This is a genomic window from Vibrio sp. KUL78, from assembly GCF_059725505.1.
The window spans coordinates 1,523,523-1,550,236 of the sequence record NZ_AP045837.1; the positions used below are offsets into that span (position 1 = coordinate 1,523,523).

Here is a 26,714-nt window from a genome sequence, read left to right on the forward strand (position 1 = left end):
ATTATATATTAGGAAAAGAGTTGAATGGTCCATCCAGTAAGAAAAATGACATAACTGACGGAAATTTAATAGATTGATTGGAGAGAGGTATCATATACGACAACAAATGCTGCTTTTTTCTTCACGAATGCAAGACGATAAAGCAACGGTCTTAAAAAGCCGCGGTGATGCTCCATCGTCTAGTCTCGTAATGTTAGGCAGAAGCAACGCTGGTTGTTTTTGGTCTAGACACCATGACCAAACCAGCAACACAAGTAAGTGCAATCAAGATACCAACAAGTGATAAGGTAAATACCGACGCATAGCCAAATTTGTCGATGGATAGTCCAGCCAACATAGCGCCGACACCGAAACCTCCGGCCATACAAAGCATCAAAAGACCTTGAGTAAGCGCAGGGGAATTCGGACTTAATCGCCCCGCTATCGCTGGAATGATCATGTCATTCCAAGACATCGCCTGCATTAGAACAACCAGCAGAGCGATGGGTAATACTGCGCCAACATCGTGGCCTGATGTCACCCAGAATAGAGAACCTACAACAAGGTAGGCAGCCTGTGCTGCGTACCAGACCTTGAATGGACCACCTTTCTGCATCCAGCGACCAGCGGATTCAAGCATGAATATGCTGATAACGGCTGAGACAGCCATGCCTAGTGCCGAGTTACCAATTTCAACTTTATATACTTCCTTGATAAGAAGGGGACCAAGCTCCATAAGGTTGGATGACAGGAACATAGAGAAGAAAACCGCAAGCAAAAACAAAAACCACGGTAGGGCTTTCTTTGCTGATGTTGACTTGTGCTCCAGCTCGCTACTCGCGTGCTCTGTACCTGAAGTAACCTCTACTTTAGGTGGCGGGGTAATTGTCACCATGGTTAATACAATTAGCACGAGACCCATAAGGATCAACAATTGGTTATCAGTGCTGACAGACAGATAGTCAGCTAGGGCGACCAATAGCCCTGTCACGACGATCCCGAAAAATTGGCATTGATACAGATTGGCGAGCCCGCGTCCTTCCTCATTTTGATTTTTGCTCGATGCTATGACGAAGGTTGGATTGAGTACCAGTAGAGCAACACTGCCAATACCGATTAGGGCACCGACTGTCCAGTAAATAGTGGTTGAGGTTTCAGCAAAATAGAGAATAAGCAGGGCGATAAAGTGAGTAAAAAGAGCCATGCGCTGCATCATTCGGTGACAAGAATACTTATCCGCGATACCGCCAATAAGAGGGGCGAGTAAACCTGCGCCCCCAATGAGCGCCATTACTTGCCCAAGCAGTGCGCCACTTGCGGTTCTTTCAATTATGATTGGGTTGATAAGGATGGCGATCCCAACCCATTGTACGATACCAAGTGAAGCTTGAGCGAAATGCCATAAACGAACACCGTTCATATCTGCGACCTTTTTACTAATAATTTACTCATGAATTTTCAAGTATCCGCCCAAAGATACAAGTAACATACTCCGCGTTACCCTCTCACAATCGAACATGTGTTACCTGCTTCGATTCGGAATTCGAACTTGAACAGCTTTTAAGCTATTAATGGAGGCGTAATCATAAACGTGGTTGAAGTTTGCCTAAGTTCATCTAAGTTTATGAATGTAGGGCGAACAAGGAGAACAACTATGAATAGTCGTACACTAATTCGTTGTATCGGTGTGCTAGCGTTAGGACCTGCAATGCTGATTGGCTGCGCAAAATCTGAACCAAAACCAGAGCCTGTTGGTATGGCAAACCCTGCGGCGGTTTACTGTGAAAAGCATGGTATGTACAACCTAGATACAGGGATGTGTAAACTCTCTTCGGGCGAAGAAGTGGATGCTTGGGAGTACTTTCGGGAGCATCATAAAGAAGGCCCCGATAGCGCAGCTCGTTTTTGTGAGGCAATGGGTGGCGGCTATATGCCGGACACCAAAGAGTGTGCGTTACCAGATGGTAAAGTTATGGATGCAGAGGAGTATTTCCGAGATCATCAAATGACCGGTGCTGGTGGCTAATCTGAATAAACGCTTAGAAACACCGAGTTGGAGTAAAGTCTTTGTAGGAACTTTAGTCTTAGCACTCGCCGGCTGCACCAATCCCATCATCAAGCAAGAGCCAGAAATGTACACCGTTTCTGGCTCGATTGCCCCTTACTTACAAGCTACATTCGACGCCTATGTCGATGATACTTATCAATGGCTCGATAAAACTCGTGTCTTTCACGGCGCGGGATATGACGCAGAAATGGCGGCGGTAAGTCCTTATCGTCTTGAGCCAGAAAGTCCCAATGGTAAAGGTATCTTGCTGGTACATGGGCTGGGGGACTCTCCTTACTCTTTCATTGATATTGCACCCGTATTGGCTGAGGAAGGTTATCTAGTACACGTGATGCTGCTCCCTGGGCATGGATCTAGACCCGCCGATCTCATGTCACCAACGCTGGAAGATTGGCAAAAGTCGGTTGCGAATCAGATCGCCATACTTCAAAACGATGTCGACACAGTTTGGTTAGGTGGATTCTCTACCGGCACTAACTTAGTGACCACCTATGCGGCAAACAACCCAGAAGTTATTGAAGGGCTTGTGTTGTTTTCTCCTGCCTACAGTCCTGATGATTTTATTGTCAGATTTGCTGGTGCCGCCAGCGTGTTTGTAGACTGGGTCAATATTGCAAAAGAGCAAAACTACACTCGATACGACTCGCTGGCGATGCATGGTGCATCCCTTTACTATCAAACTACAAAAGAAGTGAAAGAGACACTTGAGTCTAATCAACTGACCATACCCGCACTGCTAATGGTGACCGAAAACGACGAGCTCATCGACACCGAGTCTGTTTATTCACTGTTTCGGACTGAGTTCGTGCACCCCAATAGCCGATTGGTGTGGTATGGGGAAAAGTCCTACCCAGATGCACGTGTGATTCAAAGCTCAATGACGCTGCCTGAGATGAGCATAGAGAGTGGCTCCCATATTTCTGTACTTTATCGAAGGGATAATCCTCTTTATGGCGAACGAGGCTCAATGCGGCAATGTGGTGGAGAGGTAGAAGGGGAGGTTTACACCGTTGATTGCGTTGGAATGCCAACACTCACCTACACTGCGTGGGGGCTATTTGAACAAGACAAGGTAAGTGCGCGTCTGAGTTGGAACCCTTACTTCGACGCTATGATGTCGAGAGTGATTAAATTTATGCAAAATGATGGGGTAATAGAATAGCAGTGTTATTTTAATTCGGACATTGCTGCAATAGATTGCAGGACTTAGAATCGAAACCCATTTTATAATTAAAGTGTTGGGTGCTATCGCTGCGCTTATTAACTAGTACGCTATATTGATCTGCTTCAAAGTATTTCTTGGTTTATATTTAGTACATTCGAGACAATCAACTTTTTTGTTAGCGAGTTCTCAAATTATATCCTATAGTAATGACTTGTACGGCAAGTTATAGATAATACACACAGTTACTTCGAAAAGCTTAATATCAAAGCTTCGAATATTGTAAGTAGGTAAAACTATGAATAAGTTCAACTCAATCAGTAGCTGGTTCACACTAGACTACAAAATCGCTTTCTTCTTTCCTTCGAGATAACCCTCTCTCTCGCACTGTCCAGTGCGTCTAGCTGAACTGCTACCGTCGGCGACCCTGTCTTGACTCCAGCTTGCAATCAAAGCGTATGCTTTACGTGTTGCAATCCTAGTTTTAGGTGTTTTCGAATTCGGCATTTCAGTACAACTCAAAATAAAAATCAAATCGTATCTGGATATATTTCTAGATAGGGTTATCTGTAAATAAAATTTATCTTGTCGATTAATAATTAATAACGCTTGGCAAGGTGAATTAAATAGTAGGTAAATTAAAATGGAAAACTTCAAGCATCTACCAGAACCATTCCGCATTCGTGTTGTTGAACCAGTAAAACGTACGACTCGTGAATATCGTGAGCAAGCTATCATTAAAGCGGGTATGAACCCATTCTTGTTGGACAGTGAAGATGTATTTATTGATCTTCTAACTGATAGTGGTACCGGCTCTATCACGCAAGAGATGCAAGCAGCGATGCTTCGTGGTGATGAAGCATACAGTGGCAGTCGTAGTTATTACGCTCTTTCGAATGCAGTAAAAGACATCTTCGGTTATGAACTGACAATCCCAACTCACCAAGGTCGTGGCGCAGAGCAGATTTATATTCCTGTGCTGATTAAAAAGCGTGAGAAAGAGAAGGGGCTAGACCGTACCAAGATGGTGGCGTTGTCTAACTACTTCTTCGATACCACTCAAGGCCACACTCAAGTTAACTGTTGTGTTGCGAAAAACGTCTACACCGAGGACGCGTTTGATACCGCAGTAAATGCAGATTTTAAAGGTAACTTTGACCTAGAGAAGCTCGAAGCTGCAATTATTGAAGCGGGCCCTGCAAACGTTCCTTACATCGTGAGCACGATTACCTGTAACTCAGCCGGTGGTCAGCCAGTTTCTATCGCGAACCTCAAAGCGGTATATGAAATTGCTCAGAAATATGACATCCCTGTGATTATGGACTCAGCTCGCTACGCAGAGAACGCGTACTTCGTCCAACAGCGTGAACCTGGTTATCAAGATTGGACCATTGAGCAAATCACTCGCGAATCTTACAAGTATGCTGATGGACTTGCTATGTCTGCGAAGAAAGATGCTATGGTGCAAATGGGCGGCCTGCTTTGCTTTAAAGATGAGTCCATGATGGATGTCTACACTGAGTGCCGCACGTTATGTGTAGTCCAAGAAGGCTTCCCAACCTACGGAGGTCTTGAAGGCGGTGCGATGGAGCGTTTGGCTGTCGGTCTTTATGATGGTATGCGCCAAGACTGGCTAGAGTACCGCATCAAGCAAGTTCAATACTTAGTTGATGGCTTAGAAGCGATTGGTGTGGTTTGTCAGCAGGCTGGTGGACACGCTGCGTTTGTTGATGCGGGTAAACTGCTTCCTCATATTCCTGCAGACCAGTTCCCAGCGCATGCCCTGGCTTGTGAGCTGTATAAAGTGGCGGGTATTCGCGCAGTAGAGATTGGATCTTTGTTATTAGGCCGCGATCCAGCAACAGGTAAACAGCATCCTTGTCCAGCTGAGCTGCTTCGTTTAACGATTCCTCGTGCGACTTATACGCAAACGCATATGGACTACGTTATTGAAGCGTTCGAAAAAGTGAAACAGAACGCGCATAAAGTGAAAGGTCTCGATTTTACCTATGAACCAGAAGTGCTTCGTCACTTTACGGCAAGACTAAAAGAAGTCGAAGCCGTTACCCCAAAAGCAGAAGCTAAAGTGCTCGAAGAAGCATAATCGCCTCTTAGGAACGCAGCCATTTGGTTGCGTTCTTTTCCTTTAAAACAATAAAAATAATAGTTAAGGGTGCATCACCCTAATCCAATAACGTGAATCAAAGAGAGCAGTATGATGAAAAAGAATCCGTCGCTAATTGGTGGCGCATGCATCATCGCCAGCGTCTGTGTGGGCGCAGGGATGCTTGGACTACCCAGTGCGGGCGCAGGAGCATGGACAGTTTGGTCTATGTTGGCAATCGCGATTACCATGGTTGTGATGACTATATCAGGATGGATGCTACTTGAGGCATTCAAACATTATGAACTAAAAGTATCGTTCGATACGGTGACCAAAGATCTTCTAGGCAGTAAGGTCAACCTGTTGAACAATATTACTGTCTATTTCGTCGGCGGAATTTTACTTTACGCCTATATCACTTCTTCAGGTCTTATTTTACAAGATGTGTTGGGATTGAATGCGAAGATCGCTTCAGCGCTGTTCGTATTGGTCTTTTCTGCCTTTGTTTGGCACTCGACTCGCGCGGTTGACCGAATTTCAGTGGTGCTAATCGCCTTTATGATCCTCAGCTTTGTCTTTGGGGTTTCAGGTTTGGCGGTCAAGGTCGATATGGCAGTACTATTCGATACCATTAGTGAAGAGAACGCTTATGCACCGTATGCCATGGCGATGCTGCCTGTTGCTCTTACCTCTTTTGGTTATCACCACTCAGTATCATCGATGCGAGCTTATTACGGCGATGAAACTAAAGCCAAGTATGCCATTCTTGGCGGTACAGTGATCGCCCTTAGCCTGTATTTTCTTTGGTTGTTTAGCATCTTCGGAAACTTACCACGCGCCAACTTCGGACCTGTGATAGAGCAGGGCGGTAATGTGGATGCACTTTTAAAAGCACTAGGCTCTGTAATTGAGTCAGAGCAGGTCGCGAATGCAATTAATACGTTCTCTATGGCCGCCATTCTTTCTTCTTTTATTGGCGTAGGGTTAGGCGTTTTTGATTTCTTAGCGGACTTTTTTAAGTTCGGCGACGATAAAGCGGGACGCACCAAAACGTGGTTAGTGACCTTCTTCCCACCACTAATATTGTCATTACTGTTCCCATTTGGGTTCGTTATTGCCATTGGTTATGCCGGTGCGGCTGCCACTGTATGGGCATGTATTATTCCAGCGCTTCTCGCGCGTAGAACGCGTGTTGTACATACAGGTGGCGAGGGTTTCAAAGCACCTGGCGGTAACGCCATGATCACGATTGTGATTGGCTTTGGTGTGCTTACCGCTATCTTCCATGTCCTTTCAATGATGGGCATGTTGCCAAGTTTTTCAGGATAGACCTCACTCAATAATCATCAAAAACATACCGCTGACTCGCGCTTTAGTGCGCAGTCAGCATCTCGAATATCAGGATAAAAACGATTTACTAGGAATAATGCAATGAAATCCATTTCTACTGAAAATGCTCCACTGGCTATTGGACCTTATGTACAAGGTGTCACTTTCGGAAACATGGTTATTACGTCCGGACAGCTACCCATTAACCCAGAGACGAAAGCGATGCCGGATGATGTTGCCGAGCAAGCGACACAGTCTTTGAATAACGCGTTGGCTATTCTTAAAGCTGATGGTCTAGTAGCCAGTAATATTGTTAAAACAACAGTGTTTGTAAAAGATCTCAATGATTTTGGTCGAGTCAACCAAGCCTACGAGCAGTTCTTTATTGATAACGATGCGTCATTTCCTGCGCGCTCTTGTGTTGAAGTAGCGAGGCTACCGATGGATGCAAAAGTTGAGATAGAGGTGATAGCGGTAAGAGGGTAGTGTTTGTTATGGGGGGCGCCTTAAATTCGGCGCCTTATCGTGAGCTCGTAGCTCTTTCCCAGTTATCTAGACGGGTGTCTTATAGGTGGTCTTATAATCTGTAATTGTTATTTGCTCTGCCAAGTCTTGCTGATCCATCCCCCAATACTTTCATCAAAGTAGCTTCCGCTAAATTCTTGTTTGTACTCTACGACATTATCGGCTTGTGGACGCTCATCTAATAGATGATTGATGTACACCGCCATCGGGTCGTCGAACTGATCTCGACGTTTTCTCTCAGCAACTTCTTTGATGATTTGCATGCGATACGCCTTGCTCATTTTTTTCATGTTTTACCTCCATTGTTGTGAGCGGTTTATCAAACATAGGAGTTAATCTGATGCTGGTCAAATTATGAACAATGCTTTGTAGAAAAATAAACTTAAGAGTGGTATGCACGATTTGCGTGTTACAAGGTTAGCTCCCCGAAATAGGTGCTATAAGAGATACGTTTTACTCAGACTGACAAAGGTAAAAGTCTGTAAATTCAGCACTAAACTACTCAAATCATAACTCTTACTCCTTAAGTATGTGTTAGACTTAATGAAAACAATAATCATTAAGAGATAAGCATGAAAAAGCCGTCGCCGAAAACTGTCTCCGTGTCTCGAGTAGAAACTCTGACACCAAATATGCTCCGAATAACATTACAGTCCGAAGCGTTTAAAGTGTTCCCTAGTGAAAGCATCGGGGGCTACATTAAACTGCTATTTAATGAAGAAGGGGGTACTGATTTGGCAGGTTTATCTATGGATAACCGTCCTAAGATGCGTACCTACACTATTCGTCGGCTCGACCAGCAAGCGGGTGAAGTGGATGTAGACTTTGTTACTCATGTGACTGAAGACAAGCTTTGTGGATTTGGTGCGCGCTGGGCAATGGCAGCTCAAGTTGGTGATACTATCTCCATTGTTGGCCCAGGTACACTGCAAGAAGTCGATACTGCAAAAGATTGGTTCTTCTTTAATGCCGATATGACGGCTTTGCCAGCGTTATGTGTAAAGCTATCTCTGTTACCATCCAGTGCGAAAGGTTATGCGGTCGTTCAGCTAGAAGATATGGCTGACAAGCAGGATATCGAGGTGCCAAAGGGAATCGATGTCATTTGGACAACAGGGTCGCTGTCGGATAAAGCCAAAACTCTATCTTGGCTTGAGGGCGAACCTTTTGTTTGGTGTGCCAGCGAGTTCGACGAGATGCGCGCATTACGTCAATATTTCAGAAATGAAAAAGAGATCCCGCGTCAAGATATCTACATCAGCAGCTACTGGAAACGTGGTGTATCTGAAGATGGTCATAAAGCCATCAAAAAACAAGATAATGACGAGTTTGAATCCGCTTAACCATTATTAATGAATATGGTTTGCCAATTAACTGCTGCTATTTCTTGATTGGTTTCATAAAATAACCTCGGCCTTGGTCACTATTTTTTACGACTAAGGTCGAGTCTCTCGCCGCTAAATATTCTATCCAAGTCACACTTTTTTATTCATTTCCTCTGATTTATTTTTACTAGCAGATTAAGTGCCTGTTTGTTACACTGCGTCGCATAAAAAATAACAACACGATTACATCCCCGTTCTGCTCAATATATCTTGTACCCTACATACGAGAAATAGCGAGCCTTTAATCTAGAGAGGCCCCCAGGTTACTATGAGTAATAGCAACATCTCGCAAACTGAAATCCACCAAAATCAATGGCAATTAAATCAAACACTCGCTGAGTCAATCATGCCGCTTCTTGGCCGATTGTACAGAGAGAAGGGCGTCGAAGTTCTTCTGTTTGGTAAGACGCTCGTCAACGCCACCACAATCGACATCATCAAAACTCACCGACTATCACGTCACCACAGCACAACCACTGTCAACATCACTCAAACTGCCCCAATCATCGAGAAACTGATCGAGCTAGAGCTGTCGCCATGCTGTATCGATGTTGGGCAACTTGCGAGCCAATATTGGGCGACGAATGAAACTCACCATAACATTGGTGATTTTTTGATGACGGCGCTTATTGAGAGCATCGATAGCTCAGAGTCTGTGGAAGCCCGTGATGTTGTGCTTTACGGCTTTGGTCGAATCGGCCGTTTGTTGACGCGTATCTTGGTAGAAAAGAGTGGTCCTGGTTACCCGCTACGACTACGCGCAATTGTTGTTCGTGGAGGTCGTGACGGCGATCTTCAAAAACGTGCGAGCTTACTGCGCCGTGACTCGGTACACGGTCAGTTTAATGGCAGCATTCTTGTTGATGAAGATCATAAAGCGCTGATCGTTAACGGCAACTACATCCAAATCATCTATGCGAACAGCCCACAAGATGTCGATTACACTCAGTACGGCATTAACAACGCGCTTGTTGTTGATAACACGGGTGTGTGGCGTGATGCTGAAGGTCTAGGTCAGCATGTAGCATGTAACGGCGCTTCAAAAGTACTGCTTACTGCACCTGGTAAAGGCGATATCAAGAACATCGTTTTTGGTGTTAACCACGATACGATTTTGGCAGACGACACTATTGTTTCAGCAGCCAGCTGTACAACGAATGCTATTACGCCAACACTAAAAGCAGTGAACGATAAGTATGGCATCATCTCTGGTCATATTGAGACCGTTCACTCTTACACCAACGACCAAAACTTAATCGACAACTACCACAAAGGTGACCGTCGTGGTCGTTCAGCATCGTTGAATATGGTACTGACGTCGACAGGCGCGGCAAAAGCGGTGGCTAAAGCGCTTCCAGAACTTGCTGGCAAACTAAGTGGTAACGCGATTCGTGTTCCAACGCCAAACGTATCTATGGCGGTTGCGAATCTGAACCTTGAAAACAACACGACAAAAGAAGAGTTAAATGCTTATCTTCGTGAGGTTTCATTGACGTCATCATTGTCAGCTCAAATCGACTACACAGATTCCACTGAGATTGTCTCGACTGATTTGGTTGGCGCTCGCCACCCAGGAATCGTCGATGGTGAAGCAACGATTGCTCAAGATAACCGCTGTGTACTTTATATATGGTACGACAACGAGTTTGGTTACAGCTGCCAAGTTGTGCACTGTATGGAGCAAATGATGGGTGTGAAGTATAAGACTTACCCAGCACTTGCTTAATACCAGTTAAACAAATTGAAAAGCCGCTTTGTATTTCGAAAGCGGCTTTTTTAATGGGCGTATACCAGTGATTATTGGTTTAGCAGTAAGAAGCGAGCTTCAAAAGGCGCTAGGTCAATATTAAAGTGACCAGACGTTAACGCCACGGTCTCATTGGACTGTAAGTCTTTTAGTTCGCCGCTAAAGCTAATACTGCCCTCTGTGATCGCCACCGTCTGATTGCTGTCAGTGGTGTTGACCACATAGAGTACAGATTCATCCGAACTTGTTTTAAGATCGGCGTAAGCCGATGTGGTTGCGACAACGTTAGTACGTTCACCTTGTGAAAGCGATGAGTGTTGAGATCTCAGTGTCATTAGCTCTTTCACATAGTCTTTCAGGTCAGTTTGGTTGGGAGTGAGAATATTGTCGCCAGTTACACCGTCGATGATTCCGCTCATACGAGCTACGTGATCATCACAAACGCCGTTAATCGCGCAATCCGTCGTTACTCTATCCGCAAAGCCCGGCAGTTCATCACCGATCTCCTCACCATAATAAAGCGTAATTGGACCCGTATAGGCAGCTAAAAACGAAATGGCGGCTTTGTGTCGTTGCCAGTAGCCAGCATCAGTTGGCTCTGCTAGGTTTCCGCGTTGGATAAGATCCCCGAAGCGTACTAAGTCGTGGTTACCTAGCATTAGGTTAGGTTTAGCATGTGACGGGTACGCGCTATGGGTTTGCATGCCCTCAGCGAGCTTAATACCGCCTTGGTTTGAACCATAACCAGATTCCTCAACTGCGAAGGTTTGCACCAAGCGATAGCGCATCGGGAAATCAAACGCAGAGCAAAGGGCCGGACTATCAGCTGAGCCGTAACCATTTTTGGCGATATTGCTTTCACCATCCCAAATTTCAGCAACCATGTAGCCAAGCGGGTTAACTAAATCGCCGTCAGAATTCGTATAGGTGACGGTTTTAGAGGTTTCATCCACCGCTTTACGGATTTCGGCCCATGCATCGGTAGGGACTTGATATGCTTGGTCTAAGCGCCAGCCGTCAATTTTGAGTTCTTTAATCCAGTACTCAGCCACTTCTTTATAGAAAGGAAGGCTCTCTGGATAACTAACAGGGTTACTACTGCCTACTGGTAGATTGCAAGAAGGGGAGGCGACTACGTTATCCTTATGGTGTCCGAATACGCCGTCAAAGAAGACATATAAGCCACGCTTGTGCGCTTCCTCTACTAGCTTTTTAGCATCGTCCATGGTTCCAAATCGCGGGTCGATAGCAAAGTAGTTAGTCGCGAAGTATCCTGTTGCATCAAGACGATCAGCCCAGTGGTCTTGTCCATCGACTGGCACAGAATCAAAGATTGGTGTTAGCCAGACGGCGTTCATACCTAAATCTTGAATGTAATCGAGAGAGTCAATAATGCCTTGGATATCACCCATGTGATGACTGGTGCCGTAACCTGTGCCATGCCCTACAGCAGGGTCACCATCAACGAAACTTTCAACCATGACTTGATAGATGCGAAGGTCGTCAGAGGCTGTTGCGACGTCAGCACTACACGCATAACTTGTTGTGCCACCTTGGTCAGTAGGTGATGTCGATTCGCCTGAGCAGCCCCACAGCATCGCGGCTCCGACGGAAATAGAAATAAGGGATTTAACGAATGTCACAAGATGTCCTTTTTATGATTATAAGTAGAGCATCTTGGATTATTTAACGGAATGATTGCTTATAAATCATCCTTAAATGAAATCATTTAGGATGAGATAAAGGGGTGAGAGATCTTGGGCACGTTTTGGGTAACGAAAGGTCTTCGTTACCCTGTGTACGTCACAAAAAGCATCTAATTGGCTAGGTCTGCAACAAACGAACGTTGCACCCCAACCGCGGTTTTAAGCTTGTTTTTTATCCACTGGTTATATAAACCAAACTCTGAGTGCACCGGCCAAAACAGTGAAGCGACGACTTTTCTACCAAAGAACTCGGTGTTGTTAGTGATTGTTGCTAATTGATTGCTGTCACTGAGAGGAGCGATAACATGCTCAGGTAAGAAGGCGATGCCTTTTCTTTCCTTACAAAGTTCGACAATGGTGCTGATGTCATCAAAACGCCAAGAACCACGAGCAGCAAAATCCGACAAGTTGAGTAGATCGTCCACACCATCCATCAGCAGCACGCGCCAAGAACTGCTCTCAAAGAACTGTATGAGATCAGGATGTCCAACCCACCAACAGTTAACTTGAAACAGTTCATCGGTATTAAACTCGTTATTTGTTTTGTGATAAGGGTTACCTAAAGCGAGATCAATTCTACCTTCATTGATGTAGTTACTCAGAACGAAACTTGGCTTGGTAACGACCACAAGATCGATATTTGGAAACGCTTCTGAGAAATCAAACAGTGTTTTCTTGACACTTTCGGTGAAAACCAATGGGTCAACGCCAATTCGAAATACGATATTTTCAGCCTTACTCATTTGCCCAGCAACGGAGATCAAGTCACGATACTTAGATACGATGGGAGTCGATAGGTGATAAAAACGTTTTCCTTTATCGGATAATGTTACTTTGCCACTTTCCCTGATAAATAGAATAAAGCCTAAATCAGACTCTAAATTTTGCACCGCGGTGCTGACGGTAGATTGAGATTTACCCATTTTTCGTGCTGCAGAGCTAAAAGATCCAGACTCTACAACAGCAACAAACGATATAATATTTTCAAACTGCAGTTTCATTAACGAACCAACCTAATAGGATGTGCCTAGTTATACTTTTATAATTTGCACTACGCTGACATACAGTAACCTGCCGTTTGGTCGATGACAACCCGTTACTTTACATTCTGTTACCTATATAAAATCGAGCCAATTCAATAAACCAGGATGGTCTTAATAAACGCTGCTGTCGATTATAAAGTGTGAATGCCATTCCGAAAACATGTGTTGTGTTGCTGTAAAGTGTGATCTGTGCCACACAAGAATAATAACTCTAATTGGAGATGTCCCTTTTGGTATGGTGTGCGTTGTGGATTAAGTAATTGAAATAAAAGAGTTAAACTCATTTTTTGTACGTTATTGTCAAAGTAACAAGCTTTAAACATCATTCTGGCTATCGATAAAATCAATAGCTGCTATTTTCTCAGCGCCGTACGGTTAACATAAAATACGAAGTGCCTATTGTTGAATAACATTGAAAGGACTAAATCATGATGGCTAAATTACAAACTAAAGCAGTAGCTTTTTTAAACGACTTTAAAAACGACGAGCGTGGTGTTACAGCCATCGAATATGGTTTGATTGCAGCAGCAATGGCAGCAGCATTGACAGTAGTATTTGGTGCTGATGGTAGTATCGTAACTAAACTGCAAACTATTTTTAATGGTATTGTTTCTCAGCTTTAATTGAGCTTAGCCGAGCCTTTATTTACTCAAAGGCTCGGTGGCTATCTATGTTGACGAAGATATACATACTATTACTTGTTGCGATATGTCTATTGCTTTCATTCTGCGATTTAAAACAAAATAGGTTGTCCAACAAACTTATTGGCTTACTGCTTGTCATTCAGTTTCTCGGTATCTATCTAGACCAAATCTATGTCACAAGCTTTTTGGTCGTGTTGCTATCAGGGTTAGTCATATTCGGCTTGAGAGTGATGGGAGCTGGCGATATTAAGTATGCTGCAGTACTTGCGCTCACATTGCCAACTCAATGGTTGATACCCGCACTTGCATTGACAGCACTGTCTGGTGGTTTTCTCGCCGTAATCTATTTCGCTTGGTTTAAAGTTCGTCAGTTGCAAGGTAATCAGGTCACAGCTCCGGGGCTTCCATACGGAGTTGCAATCAGCCTAGGCTTCTATTTTCCGATACTAAACCACTACTTAACAACCTCATAAAATAACAAGAGTGGACGTACACCATGAGACAAAGGATAGTTTTTGTCATAGCTTTGCTTGCACTGTTTGTTGGGGTAGTAGGCTTCTTGGGTCTACTGGATAAACCTGACGACAAAACGGTGGTCACAAAACAAGCAGAACCCGTTGTTGAAGAAAGATATGTCTCAGTGTGGCGTACCCTAGATGACTTAGATAAAGGTCGAGAAATCGCAACAAGCGATGTGAAAAAAGAGCAGCTACCTCTCAGTGAAGCTCGTCACTACGGCATCAAATCTGACGTAAAAATCGACTTTAACCCTTCGACACTACTCAACCGTGAACTTAAAAGCGGTGAACTCGTTTTGCCTGAGTATCAGACGAAGCAGGGGCAGCCAGGGTACGTTGACCTTTTGATCACCGAAGGCATGACCTTATACCCATTGCGCGTTAACGCGAGCAACATGGTTAATGATTATATTCGCCCAGGCACTTACGTTGATATTTTAACCGTGAGTTCTCCCACGATTAATCTCGCGTCTTCGTCAGATAAACCGCAGTTTTTTAATGGTGTTAAAGCCGACATGTTCCTAACGAAAGTGAAGGTTCTTAACTTAGAAGGTGCCGCTCGTGGTAAAGATAATATCAGAGCAACAACCTCAAACAGTACAGATGATATGGCGACCATCATTATCGAAGTCGATCCAGACCAAATTCCTCGTCTAGCGCTGGCGCAGCGCACCATGCATATCGAAGTGTACCGCAGTCAAACATACCAACATCGAACTCAAGTGGAAGTGCGAAACATCATCGACAACTTTACGGGTGTCGAAGAGCTTCGAGGCCAAGGAAAACTCACTATGTCAGCAGAGGGCTTCTGATGTCGTCTTTACGTTTATTCATTCCGCAAGTTGTTTTGTTGATAGCGAGTTTGCTTTTCAGTTCAATGAGCAGTGCCGCGGACAGGTACATTACGCTCAATGAGGGCAAGCACATTAACCTGCCAAATACGATTGGTAAGGTGTTTATTAGTAACCCTCAGATCGCCGACTATAAAGTCATTGATGAAAATACCATCGTCGTATTTGCCTCTAGCTTAGGGCAAGCACGCCTGATTGTTTATGGCACTGAGCAAGATGTTCTGCTGTCAGACAAGATCATTGTGGATCTCGATTTATCACAAGTTAGACGTCAGCTTGCGTTTCATTTTCCTGACCTCGATATCAAGGTCCAATCAATAGGCTCACAAGTTGCGGTCAGCGGGGTAGTGAACTCTGAGGAAGAGCGAGATGCCATTTATCGCATGGTAGCAACACTACTTGGTCGTGAAAAAACAGAGCGTTGGCATAAAGCAGAAAAACTGGAGTTCAAGCTTCCCAATATGGAACTCGAAGAGCCAGAAAGCATGGTTTTCGCACGCAATATGACCTGGGAAGGCATTATTGAGCGTTTGGAAGTGGCGACTACTCAGCAGGTAAACGTCAAGATTTCAGTAGCTCAAGTTACTGAGAACTTTGGCGAAACTATCGGTGTTGACTGGCAAACTGTTGGCAGCAGTGTAGGGCAGTTCGTGTTCGACCAATTTAAAGCTGAAAATCTGACTACGATTATCTCGGCACTTGGCAATGACAGTGTTGCTCAAGTTCTCGCAGAGCCAAACTTGACGGTGCTATCGGGTGAGTCAGCGAGCTTCCTAGTGGGCGGTGAAGTTCCTGTCATTATCACCACTGCCAACAACGTCAACATCACCTACAAAGAGTTTGGTGTAAAGCTGGATCTGACCGCGAAGGTGCTAAGCGAAGACAAGATCAAGATGCAGCTTTTTCCTGAAGTAAGTGAAATTGAGAGTTACGTCAAAGCGGCAGGTATAGAAGTACCACAGCTCGCCTCACGTCGCGCGATGACGACGGTGGAGCTGGGTGATGGTGAGAGTTTTATTCTCGGGGGGCTGATGAGCAGTGCGGACTACGAAGAGCTGCAAAAGATACCAGTGGTCGGTGATATCCCGGTTTTAGGGGCTGCATTTAGAAAATCTATCACTGAGAGAAAGCGTACTGAGCTGATCATTGTTGCAACGGTCAATCTCGTTAAACCAACTCGCTCGACGGATATTCAACTGCCTTTTATGAGGAAAACACCGACTATGGTGCGTTGGTTAAACCTAGAAGGGGACGAGTATCAAGCGCCCGCATCGGATGCGACGATGAGACTTCTATCTGATGGAGGATTCATTCAATGAGAACTCGAGTTTTATGTATCTGCCTGAGTCTTCTGATGTTTGGCTGCACAACGGAACGGTATTTCATTGGCGATGGCGTTGAAGCACTTGTGTATCAAGAGAACCACACCGTAGAGCTGAATATTAAGAATAAATCAGCGAGCAAAGCCTATCTTACCCAGCTCATTGAAAGCATTGAAAAGCAAAATGCCGATGCGCGTTATACGTTTGTTTATCGCCAAGCGAAAACTAAGGCGCTATTTGAGCAGACGTTGATGGCATTTCCTGAACTAACACTTAGAAATCACCGTGTTTCGTATCAGCAGGAAAGTCAATTACGCAGCGATGCGTTAGTGAAAGTGACACTTCATAAAGTTAAAACCGAGCGATGTGCACCTTCTCAGGTGCTTGTTGAGTCTTATCAGAGAAACTGCTTTGTTGAGTCTTCAAGAATGCAGCAAGTCGTGAACAAATCGAAATTGGTTGGAGAGTAGTTATGTTTGATCTAACCAAAGCGCTGAGTAATAAAAGCAAAGTCGTACAGCAGCAAAATGCAACGGGTGTGGCAGGCTGTACTCTGTACTATCAGTCGACAGAATGTTTGGAATTAGTTCGCGAAATCTTTCGTTTTGAGGGGTGGAATGATCCCGACTGTGTCAAGTTCAACCACAGAGTCACCAAACTCACGACAGAGCAAAGCAGTCATATAATCGTCCTAGAACTGAATGAATCGGATGATGTCGTTCGAGACGCAAAAGAGTTCGCTAGCCGACTGCCTACGCATAAAGGTGTGGTTGTTATTGGCAAAGAAGACGCAATATCCACGCTTCGTGCATTGAAGGAGATGGGTTTCTATTATGTCTTTTGGCCGGTGAACAAAACTGAGTTCGCCGACTTCCTGACTCACGTAAACAAAAACCTTCAAACGTTTTCAGGGGTCAGCCAAAAGCGTAAGGCCAAACGAGTCGCTATCGTCGGTTCGAAAGGTGGGGTGGGCACGTCATTTATCGCTTCAGAATTGACCTCAATGCTGGCTGCCCAAGGGACTGACGGTCTTCTTGTGGATCATCAATACGACAACTCAAATGTCGACGTGCTTCTGGCGCTTAAGTCATTTAAGCCACGTGTTATTGACGAGTTTTCTGCACCACTACATGAAATGGATGAAGAAGGGGCGCTAAGTTACCTGCATTCGGTGCGCAAGAACTTTCGATTGCTCGCTCTTGATGGCGATATGAGTCAAGACAACATTCTGGTTTATAGCCAGACACTTTGTGAACTCCTGTCTCGTAACACTAACTTTATCGTCGAAGACTTCTCTGGCAGCGTAAATTTCAAGCTAGAACCACAATTGTTAGTGGACAACTTTGATGTGGTGGTTTTAGTGGTTGACCCGTCGGTATCGTCCATGCGCAGTGCCAAGCGACTGCTAGAACGCTTGCGTAACATTCAATTGACGCTGTCGACCAAGACTCGCGTGATTACCGTCGTAAACTACCACAGACCAGCGCCTTCGTTTGTCATTCAAAAGGGCGAGATTTCCAAGTATCTAGGCTCACCAGTTGATATGGACATGCCATACAGCAAACATCTTGAGCACATCATCATCGATGGCAAGAGCGCCCACAAGCACGATAGACACATCAATCGCTGTTTTGGTCAGTTAATCAAGCTTATTAACGGGCAAACGATCGAAGACAAGAGCCTTAAATCGTGGTTCAAAACTAGGAAGAATAAATGAGTTCGAATAAAGAGCTGTATCTCGCTTTTCGCTCCCAAATTTTTGAAGCACTTGATGCCGAAGCGGTCCAAAAAATGGATCGTAAGGATCTTGAAGGTCAGATACACAGTGCCGTTGACCTTTTAGCAAGTAACTATCGTCGTCCTATAACGGCAATGATGAAGACTGGGCTGGTTAAGAGCTTAGTTGATGAGCTATTTGGACTTGGTCCTCTACAGCCGCTAGTAGAAGATCAGTCTATCACCGATATCATGGTAAATGGACCAAGCAATATCTTCTTTGAGCGCCATGGTAAGGTTCAAAAATCAGATTTAACCTTTGTAAATGAAGAGCAGTTGCTTTCTATTGCTAAGCGTATCGCCTCACGAGTTGGTCGACGAGTCGATGAGCTGTCGCCTACTGTGGATGCCCGTCTAGAGGACGGTAGCCGTGTAAACATTGTGATTCCACCTATTGCTCTTGATGGTACGTCCATTTCAATTCGTAAATTCCGCGAGCAGAAAATTGCGTTTGAAGATCTGGTCGGGTTTGGCTCTATGTCACCAGATATGGCGAGAGTCTTGATGATCGCAGCTCGCTGTCGAATGAACGTTCTGATTTCAGGTGGTACGGGCTCAGGTAAAACAACGCTACTCAACGCTATGTCTAACTATATTGCCGAAGACGAACGCGTTGTCACGATAGAGGATGCAGCGGAACTCCAATTAGGGCAGCCTAACTTAGTGCGCCTAGAAACAAGAACCGCAAGTATCGAGCAAACGGGCAAAGTGACTCAGCGGGACTTGGTGATCAATGCTCTGCGTATGCGTCCTGATCGCATTATTCTTGGTGAGTGTCGTGGCTCAGAAGCCTTCGAAATGCTGCAAGCTATGAACACTGGACACGACGGTTCTATGTCGACCCTCCACGCGAATACGCCTCGCGATGCGATTGCACGTGTTGAATCCATGGTCATGATGGCAAACTTGAATCAGCCACTTGATGCAATTCGCAGAACGATAGTCAGCGCTGTTCAGCTTATTGTTCAGATCAACCGTCTACGTGATGGGTCGCGTAAGGTCACGAGCATTTCAGAGGTGGTGGGCCTTGAGGGTGAAAACGTTGTGATGGACGAGATTTTCCGCTTTCAGTATGACGATACTCAGTACGGAGAGGCTGTTAAAGGTTCTTACGTAACCAGCGGGATTATGCAGCGCTCAGAGTTGGTCAAAAAAAGCGCAATTTTTTGGCTTATACGATGACTTAATGAACTCATTTAGAGGCATGTAATCATGATTTGGTTGTCGCTCATTCTGTTTGCCATCGCATTACTTCTTATGCCCAATGATAGGAAGAAAAATGTCGGTCATTACTTTCAGCTAGAAGAGGCGGAGAGTGAGTCGTTTGATGCGATCAATATTAAAGAGTTGACGGCTAAAAAAGGATGGCAAAAGACCATGGAGACGGTCAGCGGCAACATCTCAATATTGGGGCCGCGCTCTGTGTTTTACGTTGCTATGTTTTCTATCGGCTCATTGTTTGGTTCGTGGTATCTGTTTAATCGTGTGCTTACCTTTAACAATCCTTGGTTGGTCGTTATCTCTACGCTGGGCCTATTGTTTGTCGGCTATCGCTACTTGAAAGACAGACGTCGTAAAGAGTTTGAAAAATCATTTCCTGATGCGCTGAACATAATGATGAGTGCGGTAACGGCTGGTGATAGCTTAATGCAGGCGATTACTTACGTGGGTAACACCATGGACAATAGTATTGGCCGAGATTTTAAGTATATGGGCAACCGTTTGAAAATGGGTGAAACACCAGAGGTCGTGTTGCAGCGAGCTTGTAAAATATACCCCTATCCGGAGTTTGTGTTTTTCACTTTGACCTTAAAAGCCAATATTAGTCGCGGCGGCCAATTAAAAGGGGTTCTAGCGAAATTGATTCGAGTGCTCGTTGATTCTCGAACAATGGAAAAAAAGAAAATGGCAATGACCTCTGAGGCGCGGATCTCGGCGAAGATCGTTGCTTTCATTCCATTAGGCTTTTGTGGGCTCTTGTCTGTTATTAGTCCAGATAAGTTGGATTTTATTCTCTACGACCCTGATGGTAGGGGCATTCTTTACTACGTAGTAGGCAGTGAGCTTCTTGGTTTGGCGGTGATCTGGCTGCTTATGAAGGGGGTACGCTGATGTTTACTCTATTGGCTGTGCTTATATTTGTATTCGCATCTGTGTTTTTTATTGTCGACTCTTTTCATAAGCAAAATAGAACCGCAAAAATTGAACACTTTTTGAAAGAGGATGATTATAAGGCGCCCTCTAAGATAAGTATGTTCCTACTTAAGTTTGGAACCAAACATAGAAAGGCACTAGAAAACCGATTCCTTGAAGCGGGCTTTTACAACAAAGAATTGGCCAAGTTCTATTTTCCTCTAAAGCTTCTGGCTGTGGTGGCTTTAGTTACCTTTACCATGCTGACAGAACTGGAATGGGATAACAAAATGCTGATCATGCTTTTTGGGCTAGTCGGCATTATTGTTGTGCCAGATATGATCTTGGACTTTAAGCGTAAGTCGCTCATTTCAACTACGTCGTCAAAGCTTCCGTATCTTCTCGATATGATGTCAGTGTGTGTACAAACAGGGATGACCGTTGAGGCGACATTCGACTATTTGGGCCAAGAATTAGATAGCTTTGACAGAGACCTTTGTTATCAAATCAGGCGCACCGCTGAATCCGCGAAGATCAAAGGTTTAGAAAAGGCACTTAATGACCTCAGCGACAGACTTCCCACTCCGGAAGTTCGAAGCTTTGTGTTGACTGTTATACAAAACCTGCAATACGGCACCTCTATCGCACAAGTGTTGAGCAACTTAGCAGAAGACATGCGAAAAATTCAGTTGCTGACCATCGAAGAGAAAGTCGGGCAGTTGTCTTCAAAAATGGGGATACCGCTCATTCTATTTATCATGTTCCCAATCGTTGTATTAATTTTGGGTCCGGCAATCGTTCAGATGTCGGCAAATATAGGTGGATAAACTGATGAAAGCTAACCTTTGGGCAAGTTTACTTATTAGCCTTTTTCTAGTGAATGGTTGCGCGACCACACCAACTACCGCCAAGTCTGACCCTGTTGAAAATATGCACAAGGTTGATAACTTCGATGGGCTGATTGATTACTACCAAAAGAAAGTCGAGCAAAACCCCGACGACCTTGCATCTTATGAGCAAATCGCTCTGGCGTACTTCAAGAAGAATGACCTTGAATCTGCGGAGTTTTATTCAGATTACTTACTGGAACATGGTTATCAGTCTCAGGAGTTACTTTTTGTAAGAGGTAAGATTTACGCATCGGATGAAGAGCCCGAAAACGCGATAGAGTTCTTCAATCAATCCATTGCCTCAGGGAATAACAGCGGAGATGTATTTAATGCACTCGGAGTCGAATACAGTAAGTTGAATCAGTTTTCTGAAGCGATCGATGCATTCAACACGGCACGACTTAGAGGGTTCGATGAGCTTACAGTGAAGAACAATCTCGCGGTTATCTATATCGCTCAAGGCAATAATCAAAAAGCAATCTCTGTGTTAACGGCTTTGTTAGAAGAGGTACCGGAGAACAAAAAGGTACGTTCGAATCTTGCCATTGCTCTTTTGAGAACAGGTGACATGACAAGTGCAAAATCTTTGCTGAAAGATGATTTTAGCTCTCGAGAGCTAGTGCTTGTCTCACAACAGATCCAAAACGGGGTGCCTAAATAATGGCACTGATGACGAAGTGGAAAAAGCAGATGGGGTCAACCTCCGTAGAGTTCGCTTTGGCGGGCTTAACCCTCATGTTTGCTACTTTCGCCATTTTTGAGTCCTGTTACCAAATTTATGTTGTGAACATGACGGAGTTTGCGCTTCGAGAAACTATTCGTAATACCAAGGTAGACCAGGGCATTGACGATACGCCTGAAAAACTTAATGAGCACTACGAAACGTACTTTCGTCAACTCATCATGGACAACAACAAGATTTGGCACTTCTTGATGGACGGCGATAAGTTCACGATAGAAGGCAAGTACTACCAATCTTATGACGACTTTGTCGCTGGTGTAGGGCACACCTCTCAAGGGGTTGGTTTCTATTACGACTTAGCTGAGATCACTGTGGAGTACGAGTATGAGCCGATGATAGAGCTGGTTAGCTCCGACACAGTAAAAATATCTCGAACTATGGTGTTGAATTTGGAGCACCAAGGGTGGGGTGACGATGAATAGAATGAAAAAGCACAGGGGTGTATTTGCGATTGAGTTAGGATTTATCCTATTCGCACTTTGCGCGATATTTTTATTCGCTACCGATATCAGTCACAAGTTATTGGTTCGAGCAAAGCTTGATCGCACCAGCTTTGCTTTGGTGAACATACTCAAAGAGAGATATCGCTATTTCGATGGCAATGTGGTCAATAAGCTCAACCTTGATGTAACCGAGACTGAACTTCTTGAAATGCGTAAGGTAGCAGCAAGGTTACTTAACACTACAGAAGATGAGGTAGCCATCAAAATTGAATCTCTTGTTGATGCGCAGTTTACGACGACATTTACTAGTGCAAAATTTGATAGTTTGGGTTGCAGCGTAGGCTCCATCTCTTCTGAAGCCGGACTGGCACCGACCGAGAGTGGGACTATTTATCCCTTGTACCGAGTCAGCGTTTGTGAAGAACATGACTCTTGGTTTGACCCATTCGTTGGTGGAAGCACTGAAGATATTGCAGTGACTTCATCATCAGTGATGCCTGGGAGGTAGCCGATGAAACGTCGTTTAGGTAATCGTTATTCCTCTATCAAGAATCAACGTGGTGTCGCAGGCATTTGGTTAGGCATGACTTTAGTGCCGATCATGGGATTCACCTTCTGGGCGATAGAGGGGACGCGTTATGTCCAAGAACACAACCGTCTAGGTGATGCTAATGAAGCCGCAGCGATGGCGCTCACGATTCAAGATGATACTGCATCTGCTCAGAACCTAGCTGAGAGTTATATACGCAGCTATGTAAGAGACATTGATTCAATAGCCGTTACATCGGTAAGACAGCATCAAGAGCAAACGGATGCGTCGGATGAGTCGATTCAATACAGCGTGAGTGCCGTAACGTCTCACAGTTCTTGGTTTTCAATTACGTTTATTCCCTCTTTCAATGAAACCGTAGACTTGCACAGCAGTGCAGTTGCGAAAAAGTACTTATCCACGCTAGCGGATAACAATATTGATATCGTTTTTGTGTCTGATTTCTCTGGCTCGATGGATTCGAGTTGGAGTGGAAGCAGCAACAAGAAAATCAGAGACTTGCAGTTAGCAATTAAGCAAGTTTCTGCCAAAATCTTATGTGAAAACGTCGGGTATAAGGTGATTGACGGCGAATATACCGACGTTTGCCTTGATTCTAACCAAGACGAAATGGCTGATAAGCTAAAAAATCGAATCGCATTGGCCCCTTTCAATATTCGTACTAGAGAACGAGACTCTTCCGGCAACGCCTACGCAGTCAGCCAGCTTCGTTACAGATCAGGCTATCGGACATCGGTCTCATCTTACGATTACGACGATGTTGATTGGAACTGGTGGCGAACTCGAGATTACTGGGATGTCTATTATTGTGCGATTAACAGATATAACTGTAAGAACAACTCATCGGCAAGACAGAAAGAAGCAAAGCGAATCTATGATGTGATGGGGTGGGGCGGAAGCTATCCTGACTCCTATAGCTATATTGATTACTCGCTTACGATCAGCGACATATTGAACGATAAATTCCCAAGTCAGTCCTCAAGTTATCGGGTGAAGAGTGTCGATCTATATTCAGGCTTTGGAAAGAGCAGTAATAGCCAGTTCTACAACGTACCGCTGACGAACTCACTTTCCGCAATTAACAAAATCGATAACATGACTGCTAGTGGTGCTACCGCTGCCTACCAGGGAATATTGACCGGCACCCAGTTATTGGCAGCGGGTAACCCCAACTCATCTGACGAAGACGAGCAAGAAGCCTACGATACCAAGGTAAAAATGTTGCTGATTTTTAGTGACGGAAAGGAGTCACCTAACAAAGGCATATTGGATAAATTGGTTGATGAGGGAATGTGTAATCGCGCGCGTTCAGTAATACCCGGACTTTATATCGGGTTTATCGGTATTGACTACAATGCTGGTGGCATTCAAGCGTTTCGAAAGTGCGTTAATGATGAAAGTACGGACATCATTAATGTTGGCAACCTTGATGAACTAATTGAAAAAAATAGAAGAGCTGATTCAAAACGGTTCTAAATCCAACGGGTTTACTAAGTTGTATTAGGTAAAAAATGAAAATACGAGTTTCCATTATCGCGATGCTGGCTTGCACGTCGGTTTCTACCAGCTACGCACAAGATTACTATTGCACGAACTCTAACCTAGAAGTAAAGCACAGTGTTTCTGCTGGGAGCGGCACCGTGCTAGCGCAGTATCGTGAGGGTGCACTGCAAAAGGAACAAGTGATAGAAAGCGGCCAACTTGTGTCGAACCCTCATTTGTCGACAACACAAGCCGTTTCTCTAGATGGCTGTCAAAGCTATGTCGTGACAGACAGTAATCACCAAACCAATCTCGCACGGGTGCAGTTTGGTTTTGACCAGTCTTCATTGACACCTATGGCAAGAGACTCTCTACATACTTTAGCTCGATCTATCGGTGAAAATGATACTCAAATATTAGTTGAAGGACACACTGATAGCATGGGAAGTGCCGGGTATAACCAAGAGCTTGGTTTAAAACGAGCGCTGTCAGTATATGATCTATTACGTTATCAAGGTGTCGATAAGCAAAATATTACGGTTCGTACATTAGGTGAAACTCAACCTCTTGAGCCAAATAACTCGAGCAAGAATCGAGCAATTAATCGCCGTGCTGAAATTATGGTTGTTACAGGTAACTAGGGCGTAGGGCTACATTACTTGAACTCCCTCTTAATTGATGAATAAGATCACACAAATATGCTCCATTGTAGCGACACTGCACTGGGGCTTTGATAGAATGGACACTTATTTCAGAATGAAACCTTCGCTATAAGAAAAAGCCGCACATGGAAATGCGTTGGCATTTAAGAAGGATTATGAGGTTGTTGTGAATCTAGAAAAAGTATTACCACACTTGAAAGCGAAAACATGGATAACGCTTGCAAGCGTGACCGTTATGTCGAGCGCTTGGGCTTCTGATCTGGTTAATGGCAGTGAGCAAGCACAGCTAGAAACGATTAACAGCGAGTATTCTTCTCGTTATAGCGAAGTAGGTTTAGATGATACTATTGCGCTTTATAACAAAACCTCATCAAGTATCGATGCTAATAAGATCAAACTGCTTAACAATATCGATATTGTCAAAGCCGACTCCAAAGTATTCCAAGAGAAGCTAGTTCTTGGTGAATACGATGAAGGCATCGCTGTGGCGCTTCGTGGCGTTTCATCGTCAATTAGTAAACTTAATCAAGAACTTGCAGAGTCTGAAGCCAAGTTAATTGAACTCAATAAAACGATTGCTACGAGTCAGTCAAGTGTGACGCAGATTGAGCGTGACAAAAATGAACAACTGCTTGCGCTGTATAGAGAAATTAAAGATCGCCACCTAAAAGAGGCTGATGTTGTTCATCGTGAGAACTATTCAGGCAAGCTAGAATGTAAGGTTACTGAAAGCCTATCAGCCTGTGTAAATAGAAACCTACCTTACATGAAGAATGCGTTTGCATTAGAGAAAGGTGGGTCCGAGCGAATCAAACTTACGTCTTATAAAGTTGTTGATGCCACACAAAAACTGAATGGTGACCTAACTTATACCGTGTCTGCGGAATATAAGAATGCGTTCAATTCAAACTTAGATGGCGAGATTCGCAAAGCATTAAATCTAGATAAGATCCGATTTGTCTTCCGCTCTAACTCTGCGGACACCGAATACTACATAAACGAAGAAAAAGTAGGCAGCGGCGATACGATTGAGCTGTCTGGTAATTATGTGGGTGTATACAATGTTCGTGCGGTTAATAAGGGTAAGACACAGTCATTACGCTTAAACTTGAAAAACGACGGTGACTACTTTTTCCCATTTGCTAAGAAAACTCAAAAAGCACAGTCTAAAACACAGACAAAACCTGCGAGTGTGACAAAAAGTGCCAAGACTAATGAAGCGGCTCAAATAACCAAAAAGGTTCTAGAAGCACCTAAGAACGCAAAGGGTTCGAACAAAGAAGTAGGCACGTTCTCAAATACGGTTGTTTATAAAGATGAGGTATTCACCTATCTATACCCAGTGTACCGTGGCAATAACAAATCAGCAGAAGTTTTCCTTAGCCGCTCAGATGCGACACAATACTGCGAACAAAAGTTGTCTTCTAAGCTTCCAACTAAGGCTGCATACAAGTATTTAGAGTTGTACGCGGATCTTAAGCCGGGTGACTATTGGACGGACGAGGGAAGAGTGTACTCGTCACAGAAGAAAGACGTTTTTGACAAAACGTTCGAAACCAATCGCTTTATCTGCATGGTAAGTATGAATTAGTGGATATTAGATCACTTAGGATTCGTCCGTTACGCTAAAAAAAGCCCTCTAGAGAGGGCTTT

Annotated in this window: 26 protein-coding genes and 1 pseudogene; 23 read left to right on the forward strand and 4 right to left on the reverse strand. The window is 44.3% G+C overall.

The annotated features are described in order from the left end of the window. Positions 1-193: 193 nt before the first annotated feature. Positions 194-1,399 carry an MFS transporter gene (locus AC6I8Y_RS07210; RefSeq protein ID WP_498021262.1) on the reverse strand — a complete coding sequence of 402 codons (1,206 nt, stop codon included), beginning with the start codon at positions 1,397-1,399 and terminating at the stop codon, positions 194-196. Positions 1,400-1,633: 234 nt separating this feature from the next. On the opposite strand from AC6I8Y_RS07210, the gene AC6I8Y_RS07215 reads away from it, so the two are divergent. The 6 genes from AC6I8Y_RS07215 (at position 1,634) to AC6I8Y_RS07240 (ending at position 7,128) form a co-directional block, all read left to right on the forward strand. Continuing rightward, positions 1,634-2,005, forward strand: a complete 372-nt coding sequence (locus tag AC6I8Y_RS07215; RefSeq protein WP_128649677.1) for a DUF333 domain-containing protein — start codon at positions 1,634-1,636, stop codon at positions 2,003-2,005. Then, positions 1,998-3,209, forward strand: coding sequence for an alpha/beta hydrolase (locus AC6I8Y_RS07220; RefSeq protein WP_498021264.1), 1,212 nt, complete (start codon positions 1,998-2,000; stop codon positions 3,207-3,209). The genes AC6I8Y_RS07215 and AC6I8Y_RS07220 overlap by 8 nt, the downstream gene beginning before the upstream one ends. Positions 3,210-3,507: 298 nt before the next feature. Next, positions 3,508-3,582: a tryptophanase leader peptide gene (gene tnaC, locus AC6I8Y_RS07225; protein WP_081936086.1), complete on the forward strand. Its 75-nt coding sequence runs from the start codon at positions 3,508-3,510 to the stop codon at positions 3,580-3,582. Between the two features lie 270 nt (positions 3,583-3,852). Next, a complete protein-coding gene (tnaA, locus tag AC6I8Y_RS07230; RefSeq protein ID WP_498021265.1) occupies positions 3,853-5,313 on the forward strand; it encodes a tryptophanase in 1,461 nt (486 codons plus the stop codon). 114 nt (positions 5,314-5,427) lie between these two features. Then, positions 5,428-6,642: an aromatic amino acid transporter gene (locus tag AC6I8Y_RS07235; protein WP_498021453.1), complete on the forward strand. Its 1,215-nt coding sequence runs from the start codon at positions 5,428-5,430 to the stop codon at positions 6,640-6,642. Positions 6,643-6,744: 102 nt separating this feature from the next. Then, positions 6,745-7,128 carry a Rid family detoxifying hydrolase gene (locus AC6I8Y_RS07240; RefSeq protein WP_128649680.1) on the forward strand — a complete coding sequence of 128 codons (384 nt, stop codon included), beginning with the start codon at positions 6,745-6,747 and terminating at the stop codon, positions 7,126-7,128. 107 nt (positions 7,129-7,235) lie between these two features. Here AC6I8Y_RS07240 and AC6I8Y_RS07245 read toward each other — a convergent pair whose 3' ends face one another. Continuing rightward, complete coding sequence (locus AC6I8Y_RS07245) at positions 7,236-7,457, reverse strand: hypothetical protein (RefSeq protein ID WP_128649681.1); 222 nt, start codon at positions 7,455-7,457, stop codon at positions 7,236-7,238. A gap of 282 nt (positions 7,458-7,739) precedes the next feature. Between AC6I8Y_RS07245 and AC6I8Y_RS07250 the strand changes: the two genes are divergently transcribed. Both AC6I8Y_RS07250 and AC6I8Y_RS07255 read left to right on the forward strand, forming a co-directional pair. Further along, positions 7,740-8,510 (forward strand): siderophore-interacting protein, encoded by a 771-nt coding sequence (locus AC6I8Y_RS07250; protein ID WP_394152133.1) that lies wholly within the window; start codon positions 7,740-7,742, stop codon positions 8,508-8,510. Between the two features lie 310 nt (positions 8,511-8,820). Further along, positions 8,821-10,278: a glyceraldehyde-3-phosphate dehydrogenase gene (locus AC6I8Y_RS07255; protein WP_498021266.1), complete on the forward strand. Its 1,458-nt coding sequence runs from the start codon at positions 8,821-8,823 to the stop codon at positions 10,276-10,278. Positions 10,279-10,349: 71 nt separating this feature from the next. Here the strand turns inward: AC6I8Y_RS07255 and AC6I8Y_RS07260 are convergent, their stop codons facing one another. Continuing rightward, complete coding sequence (locus AC6I8Y_RS07260) at positions 10,350-11,897, reverse strand: alpha-amylase family glycosyl hydrolase (protein WP_498021454.1); 1,548 nt, start codon at positions 11,895-11,897, stop codon at positions 10,350-10,352. Positions 11,898-12,115: 218 nt separating this feature from the next. Continuing rightward, entirely contained in the window at positions 12,116-13,006 is an 891-nt protein-coding gene (locus tag AC6I8Y_RS07265) for a LysR family transcriptional regulator (protein WP_498021268.1), read from the reverse strand. Between the two features lie 470 nt (positions 13,007-13,476). Here AC6I8Y_RS07265 and AC6I8Y_RS07270 point away from each other — a divergent pair, with 470 nt between their 5' ends. The 15 genes and pseudogenes from AC6I8Y_RS07270 (at position 13,477) to AC6I8Y_RS07340 (ending at position 26,652) form a co-directional block, all read left to right on the forward strand. Then, complete coding sequence (locus tag AC6I8Y_RS07270) at positions 13,477-13,671, forward strand: Flp family type IVb pilin (RefSeq protein ID WP_498021270.1); 195 nt, start codon at positions 13,477-13,479, stop codon at positions 13,669-13,671. 47 nt (positions 13,672-13,718) lie between these two features. After that, complete coding sequence (locus AC6I8Y_RS07275) at positions 13,719-14,165, forward strand: A24 family peptidase (RefSeq protein ID WP_498021272.1); 447 nt, start codon at positions 13,719-13,721, stop codon at positions 14,163-14,165. 23 nt (positions 14,166-14,188) lie between these two features. Then, positions 14,189-15,022 carry a Flp pilus assembly protein CpaB gene (cpaB, locus tag AC6I8Y_RS07280; RefSeq protein ID WP_498021273.1) on the forward strand — a complete coding sequence of 278 codons (834 nt, stop codon included), beginning with the start codon at positions 14,189-14,191 and terminating at the stop codon, positions 15,020-15,022. Beyond that, on the forward strand, positions 15,022-16,380 hold the full coding sequence (locus AC6I8Y_RS07285; RefSeq protein ID WP_498021275.1) for a type II and III secretion system protein family protein: 1,359 nt from the start codon (positions 15,022-15,024) through the stop codon (positions 16,378-16,380). The genes cpaB and AC6I8Y_RS07285 overlap by 1 nt, the downstream gene beginning before the upstream one ends. Continuing rightward, positions 16,377-16,853, forward strand: coding sequence for a hypothetical protein (locus AC6I8Y_RS07290; protein ID WP_498021277.1), 477 nt, complete (start codon positions 16,377-16,379; stop codon positions 16,851-16,853). The genes AC6I8Y_RS07285 and AC6I8Y_RS07290 overlap by 4 nt, the downstream gene beginning before the upstream one ends. A 2-nt stretch (positions 16,854-16,855) precedes the next feature. Further along, complete coding sequence (locus AC6I8Y_RS07295) at positions 16,856-18,100, forward strand: CpaE/TadZ family protein (protein WP_498021279.1); 1,245 nt, start codon at positions 16,856-16,858, stop codon at positions 18,098-18,100. Continuing rightward, positions 18,097-19,369: pseudogene (locus AC6I8Y_RS07300) on the forward strand (TadA family conjugal transfer-associated ATPase). Before AC6I8Y_RS07295 ends, AC6I8Y_RS07300 begins: the two are co-directional and overlap by 4 nt. 2 nt (positions 19,370-19,371) lie before the next feature. After that, positions 19,372-20,271 (forward strand): type II secretion system F family protein, encoded by a 900-nt coding sequence (locus AC6I8Y_RS07305; RefSeq protein ID WP_498021280.1) that lies wholly within the window; start codon positions 19,372-19,374, stop codon positions 20,269-20,271. After that, complete coding sequence (locus AC6I8Y_RS07310) at positions 20,271-21,119, forward strand: type II secretion system F family protein (protein ID WP_498021281.1); 849 nt, start codon at positions 20,271-20,273, stop codon at positions 21,117-21,119. Before AC6I8Y_RS07305 ends, AC6I8Y_RS07310 begins: the two co-directional genes overlap by 1 nt. A 4-nt stretch (positions 21,120-21,123) precedes the next feature. Then, positions 21,124-21,843 (forward strand): tetratricopeptide repeat protein, encoded by a 720-nt coding sequence (locus AC6I8Y_RS07315; RefSeq protein ID WP_498021282.1) that lies wholly within the window; start codon positions 21,124-21,126, stop codon positions 21,841-21,843. 8 nt (positions 21,844-21,851) lie between these two features. Beyond that, entirely contained in the window at positions 21,852-22,346 is a 495-nt protein-coding gene (locus AC6I8Y_RS07320) for a TadE family protein (protein WP_234496091.1), read from the forward strand. Position 22,347: 1 nt separating this feature from the next. Next, positions 22,348-22,875, forward strand: coding sequence for a tight adherence pilus pseudopilin TadF (gene tadF, locus AC6I8Y_RS07325; protein ID WP_498021283.1), 528 nt, complete (start codon positions 22,348-22,350; stop codon positions 22,873-22,875). Positions 22,876-22,878: 3 nt separating this feature from the next. After that, positions 22,879-24,393, forward strand: a complete 1,515-nt coding sequence (locus AC6I8Y_RS07330; protein WP_498021284.1) for a TadE/TadG family type IV pilus assembly protein — start codon at positions 22,879-22,881, stop codon at positions 24,391-24,393. Between the two features lie 35 nt (positions 24,394-24,428). After that, positions 24,429-25,040, forward strand: a complete 612-nt coding sequence (locus tag AC6I8Y_RS07335) for an OmpA family protein (protein ID WP_498021285.1) — start codon at positions 24,429-24,431, stop codon at positions 25,038-25,040. A 157-nt stretch (positions 25,041-25,197) separates the two neighbouring features. Beyond that, complete coding sequence (locus tag AC6I8Y_RS07340; protein ID WP_498021286.1) at positions 25,198-26,652, forward strand: hypothetical protein; 1,455 nt, start codon at positions 25,198-25,200, stop codon at positions 26,650-26,652. The last annotated feature ends 62 nt before the right edge of the window (positions 26,653-26,714 follow it).

Bases quoted from the DNA above. Each gene is read 5' to 3' on its own strand.
- AC6I8Y_RS07210 (WP_498021262.1), bottom strand. From the start codon at position 1,399: ATGAACGGTGTTCGTTTATGGCATTTCGCTCAAGCTTCACTTGGTATC.
- AC6I8Y_RS07215 (WP_128649677.1), top strand. From the start codon at position 1,634: ATGAATAGTCGTACACTAATTCGTTGTATCGGTGTGCTAGCGTTAGGA.
- tnaA (WP_498021265.1), top strand. From the start codon at position 3,853: ATGGAAAACTTCAAGCATCTACCAGAACCATTCCGCATTCGTGTTGTT.
- AC6I8Y_RS07235 (WP_498021453.1), top strand. From the start codon at position 5,428: ATGAAAAAGAATCCGTCGCTAATTGGTGGCGCATGCATCATCGCCAGC.
- AC6I8Y_RS07240 (WP_128649680.1), top strand. From the start codon at position 6,745: ATGAAATCCATTTCTACTGAAAATGCTCCACTGGCTATTGGACCTTAT.
- AC6I8Y_RS07245 (WP_128649681.1), bottom strand. From the start codon at position 7,457: ATGAAAAAAATGAGCAAGGCGTATCGCATGCAAATCATCAAAGAAGTT.
- AC6I8Y_RS07250 (WP_394152133.1), top strand. From the start codon at position 7,740: ATGAAAAAGCCGTCGCCGAAAACTGTCTCCGTGTCTCGAGTAGAAACT.
- AC6I8Y_RS07255 (WP_498021266.1), top strand. From the start codon at position 8,821: ATGAGTAATAGCAACATCTCGCAAACTGAAATCCACCAAAATCAATGG.
- AC6I8Y_RS07260 (WP_498021454.1), bottom strand. From the start codon at position 11,897: ATGCTGTGGGGCTGCTCAGGCGAATCGACATCACCTACTGACCAAGGT.
- AC6I8Y_RS07265 (WP_498021268.1), bottom strand. From the start codon at position 13,006: ATGAAACTGCAGTTTGAAAATATTATATCGTTTGTTGCTGTTGTAGAG.
- AC6I8Y_RS07270 (WP_498021270.1), top strand. From the start codon at position 13,477: ATGATGGCTAAATTACAAACTAAAGCAGTAGCTTTTTTAAACGACTTT.
- AC6I8Y_RS07275 (WP_498021272.1), top strand. From the start codon at position 13,719: ATGTTGACGAAGATATACATACTATTACTTGTTGCGATATGTCTATTG.
- cpaB (WP_498021273.1), top strand. From the start codon at position 14,189: ATGAGACAAAGGATAGTTTTTGTCATAGCTTTGCTTGCACTGTTTGTT.
- AC6I8Y_RS07285 (WP_498021275.1), top strand. From the start codon at position 15,022: ATGTCGTCTTTACGTTTATTCATTCCGCAAGTTGTTTTGTTGATAGCG.
- AC6I8Y_RS07290 (WP_498021277.1), top strand. From the start codon at position 16,377: ATGAGAACTCGAGTTTTATGTATCTGCCTGAGTCTTCTGATGTTTGGC.
- AC6I8Y_RS07295 (WP_498021279.1), top strand. From the start codon at position 16,856: ATGTTTGATCTAACCAAAGCGCTGAGTAATAAAAGCAAAGTCGTACAG.
- AC6I8Y_RS07305 (WP_498021280.1), top strand. From the start codon at position 19,372: ATGATTTGGTTGTCGCTCATTCTGTTTGCCATCGCATTACTTCTTATG.
- AC6I8Y_RS07310 (WP_498021281.1), top strand. From the start codon at position 20,271: ATGTTTACTCTATTGGCTGTGCTTATATTTGTATTCGCATCTGTGTTT.
- AC6I8Y_RS07315 (WP_498021282.1), top strand. From the start codon at position 21,124: ATGAAAGCTAACCTTTGGGCAAGTTTACTTATTAGCCTTTTTCTAGTG.
- AC6I8Y_RS07320 (WP_234496091.1), top strand. From the start codon at position 21,852: ATGACGAAGTGGAAAAAGCAGATGGGGTCAACCTCCGTAGAGTTCGCT.
- tadF (WP_498021283.1), top strand. From the start codon at position 22,348: ATGAAAAAGCACAGGGGTGTATTTGCGATTGAGTTAGGATTTATCCTA.
- AC6I8Y_RS07330 (WP_498021284.1), top strand. From the start codon at position 22,879: ATGAAACGTCGTTTAGGTAATCGTTATTCCTCTATCAAGAATCAACGT.
- AC6I8Y_RS07335 (WP_498021285.1), top strand. From the start codon at position 24,429: ATGAAAATACGAGTTTCCATTATCGCGATGCTGGCTTGCACGTCGGTT.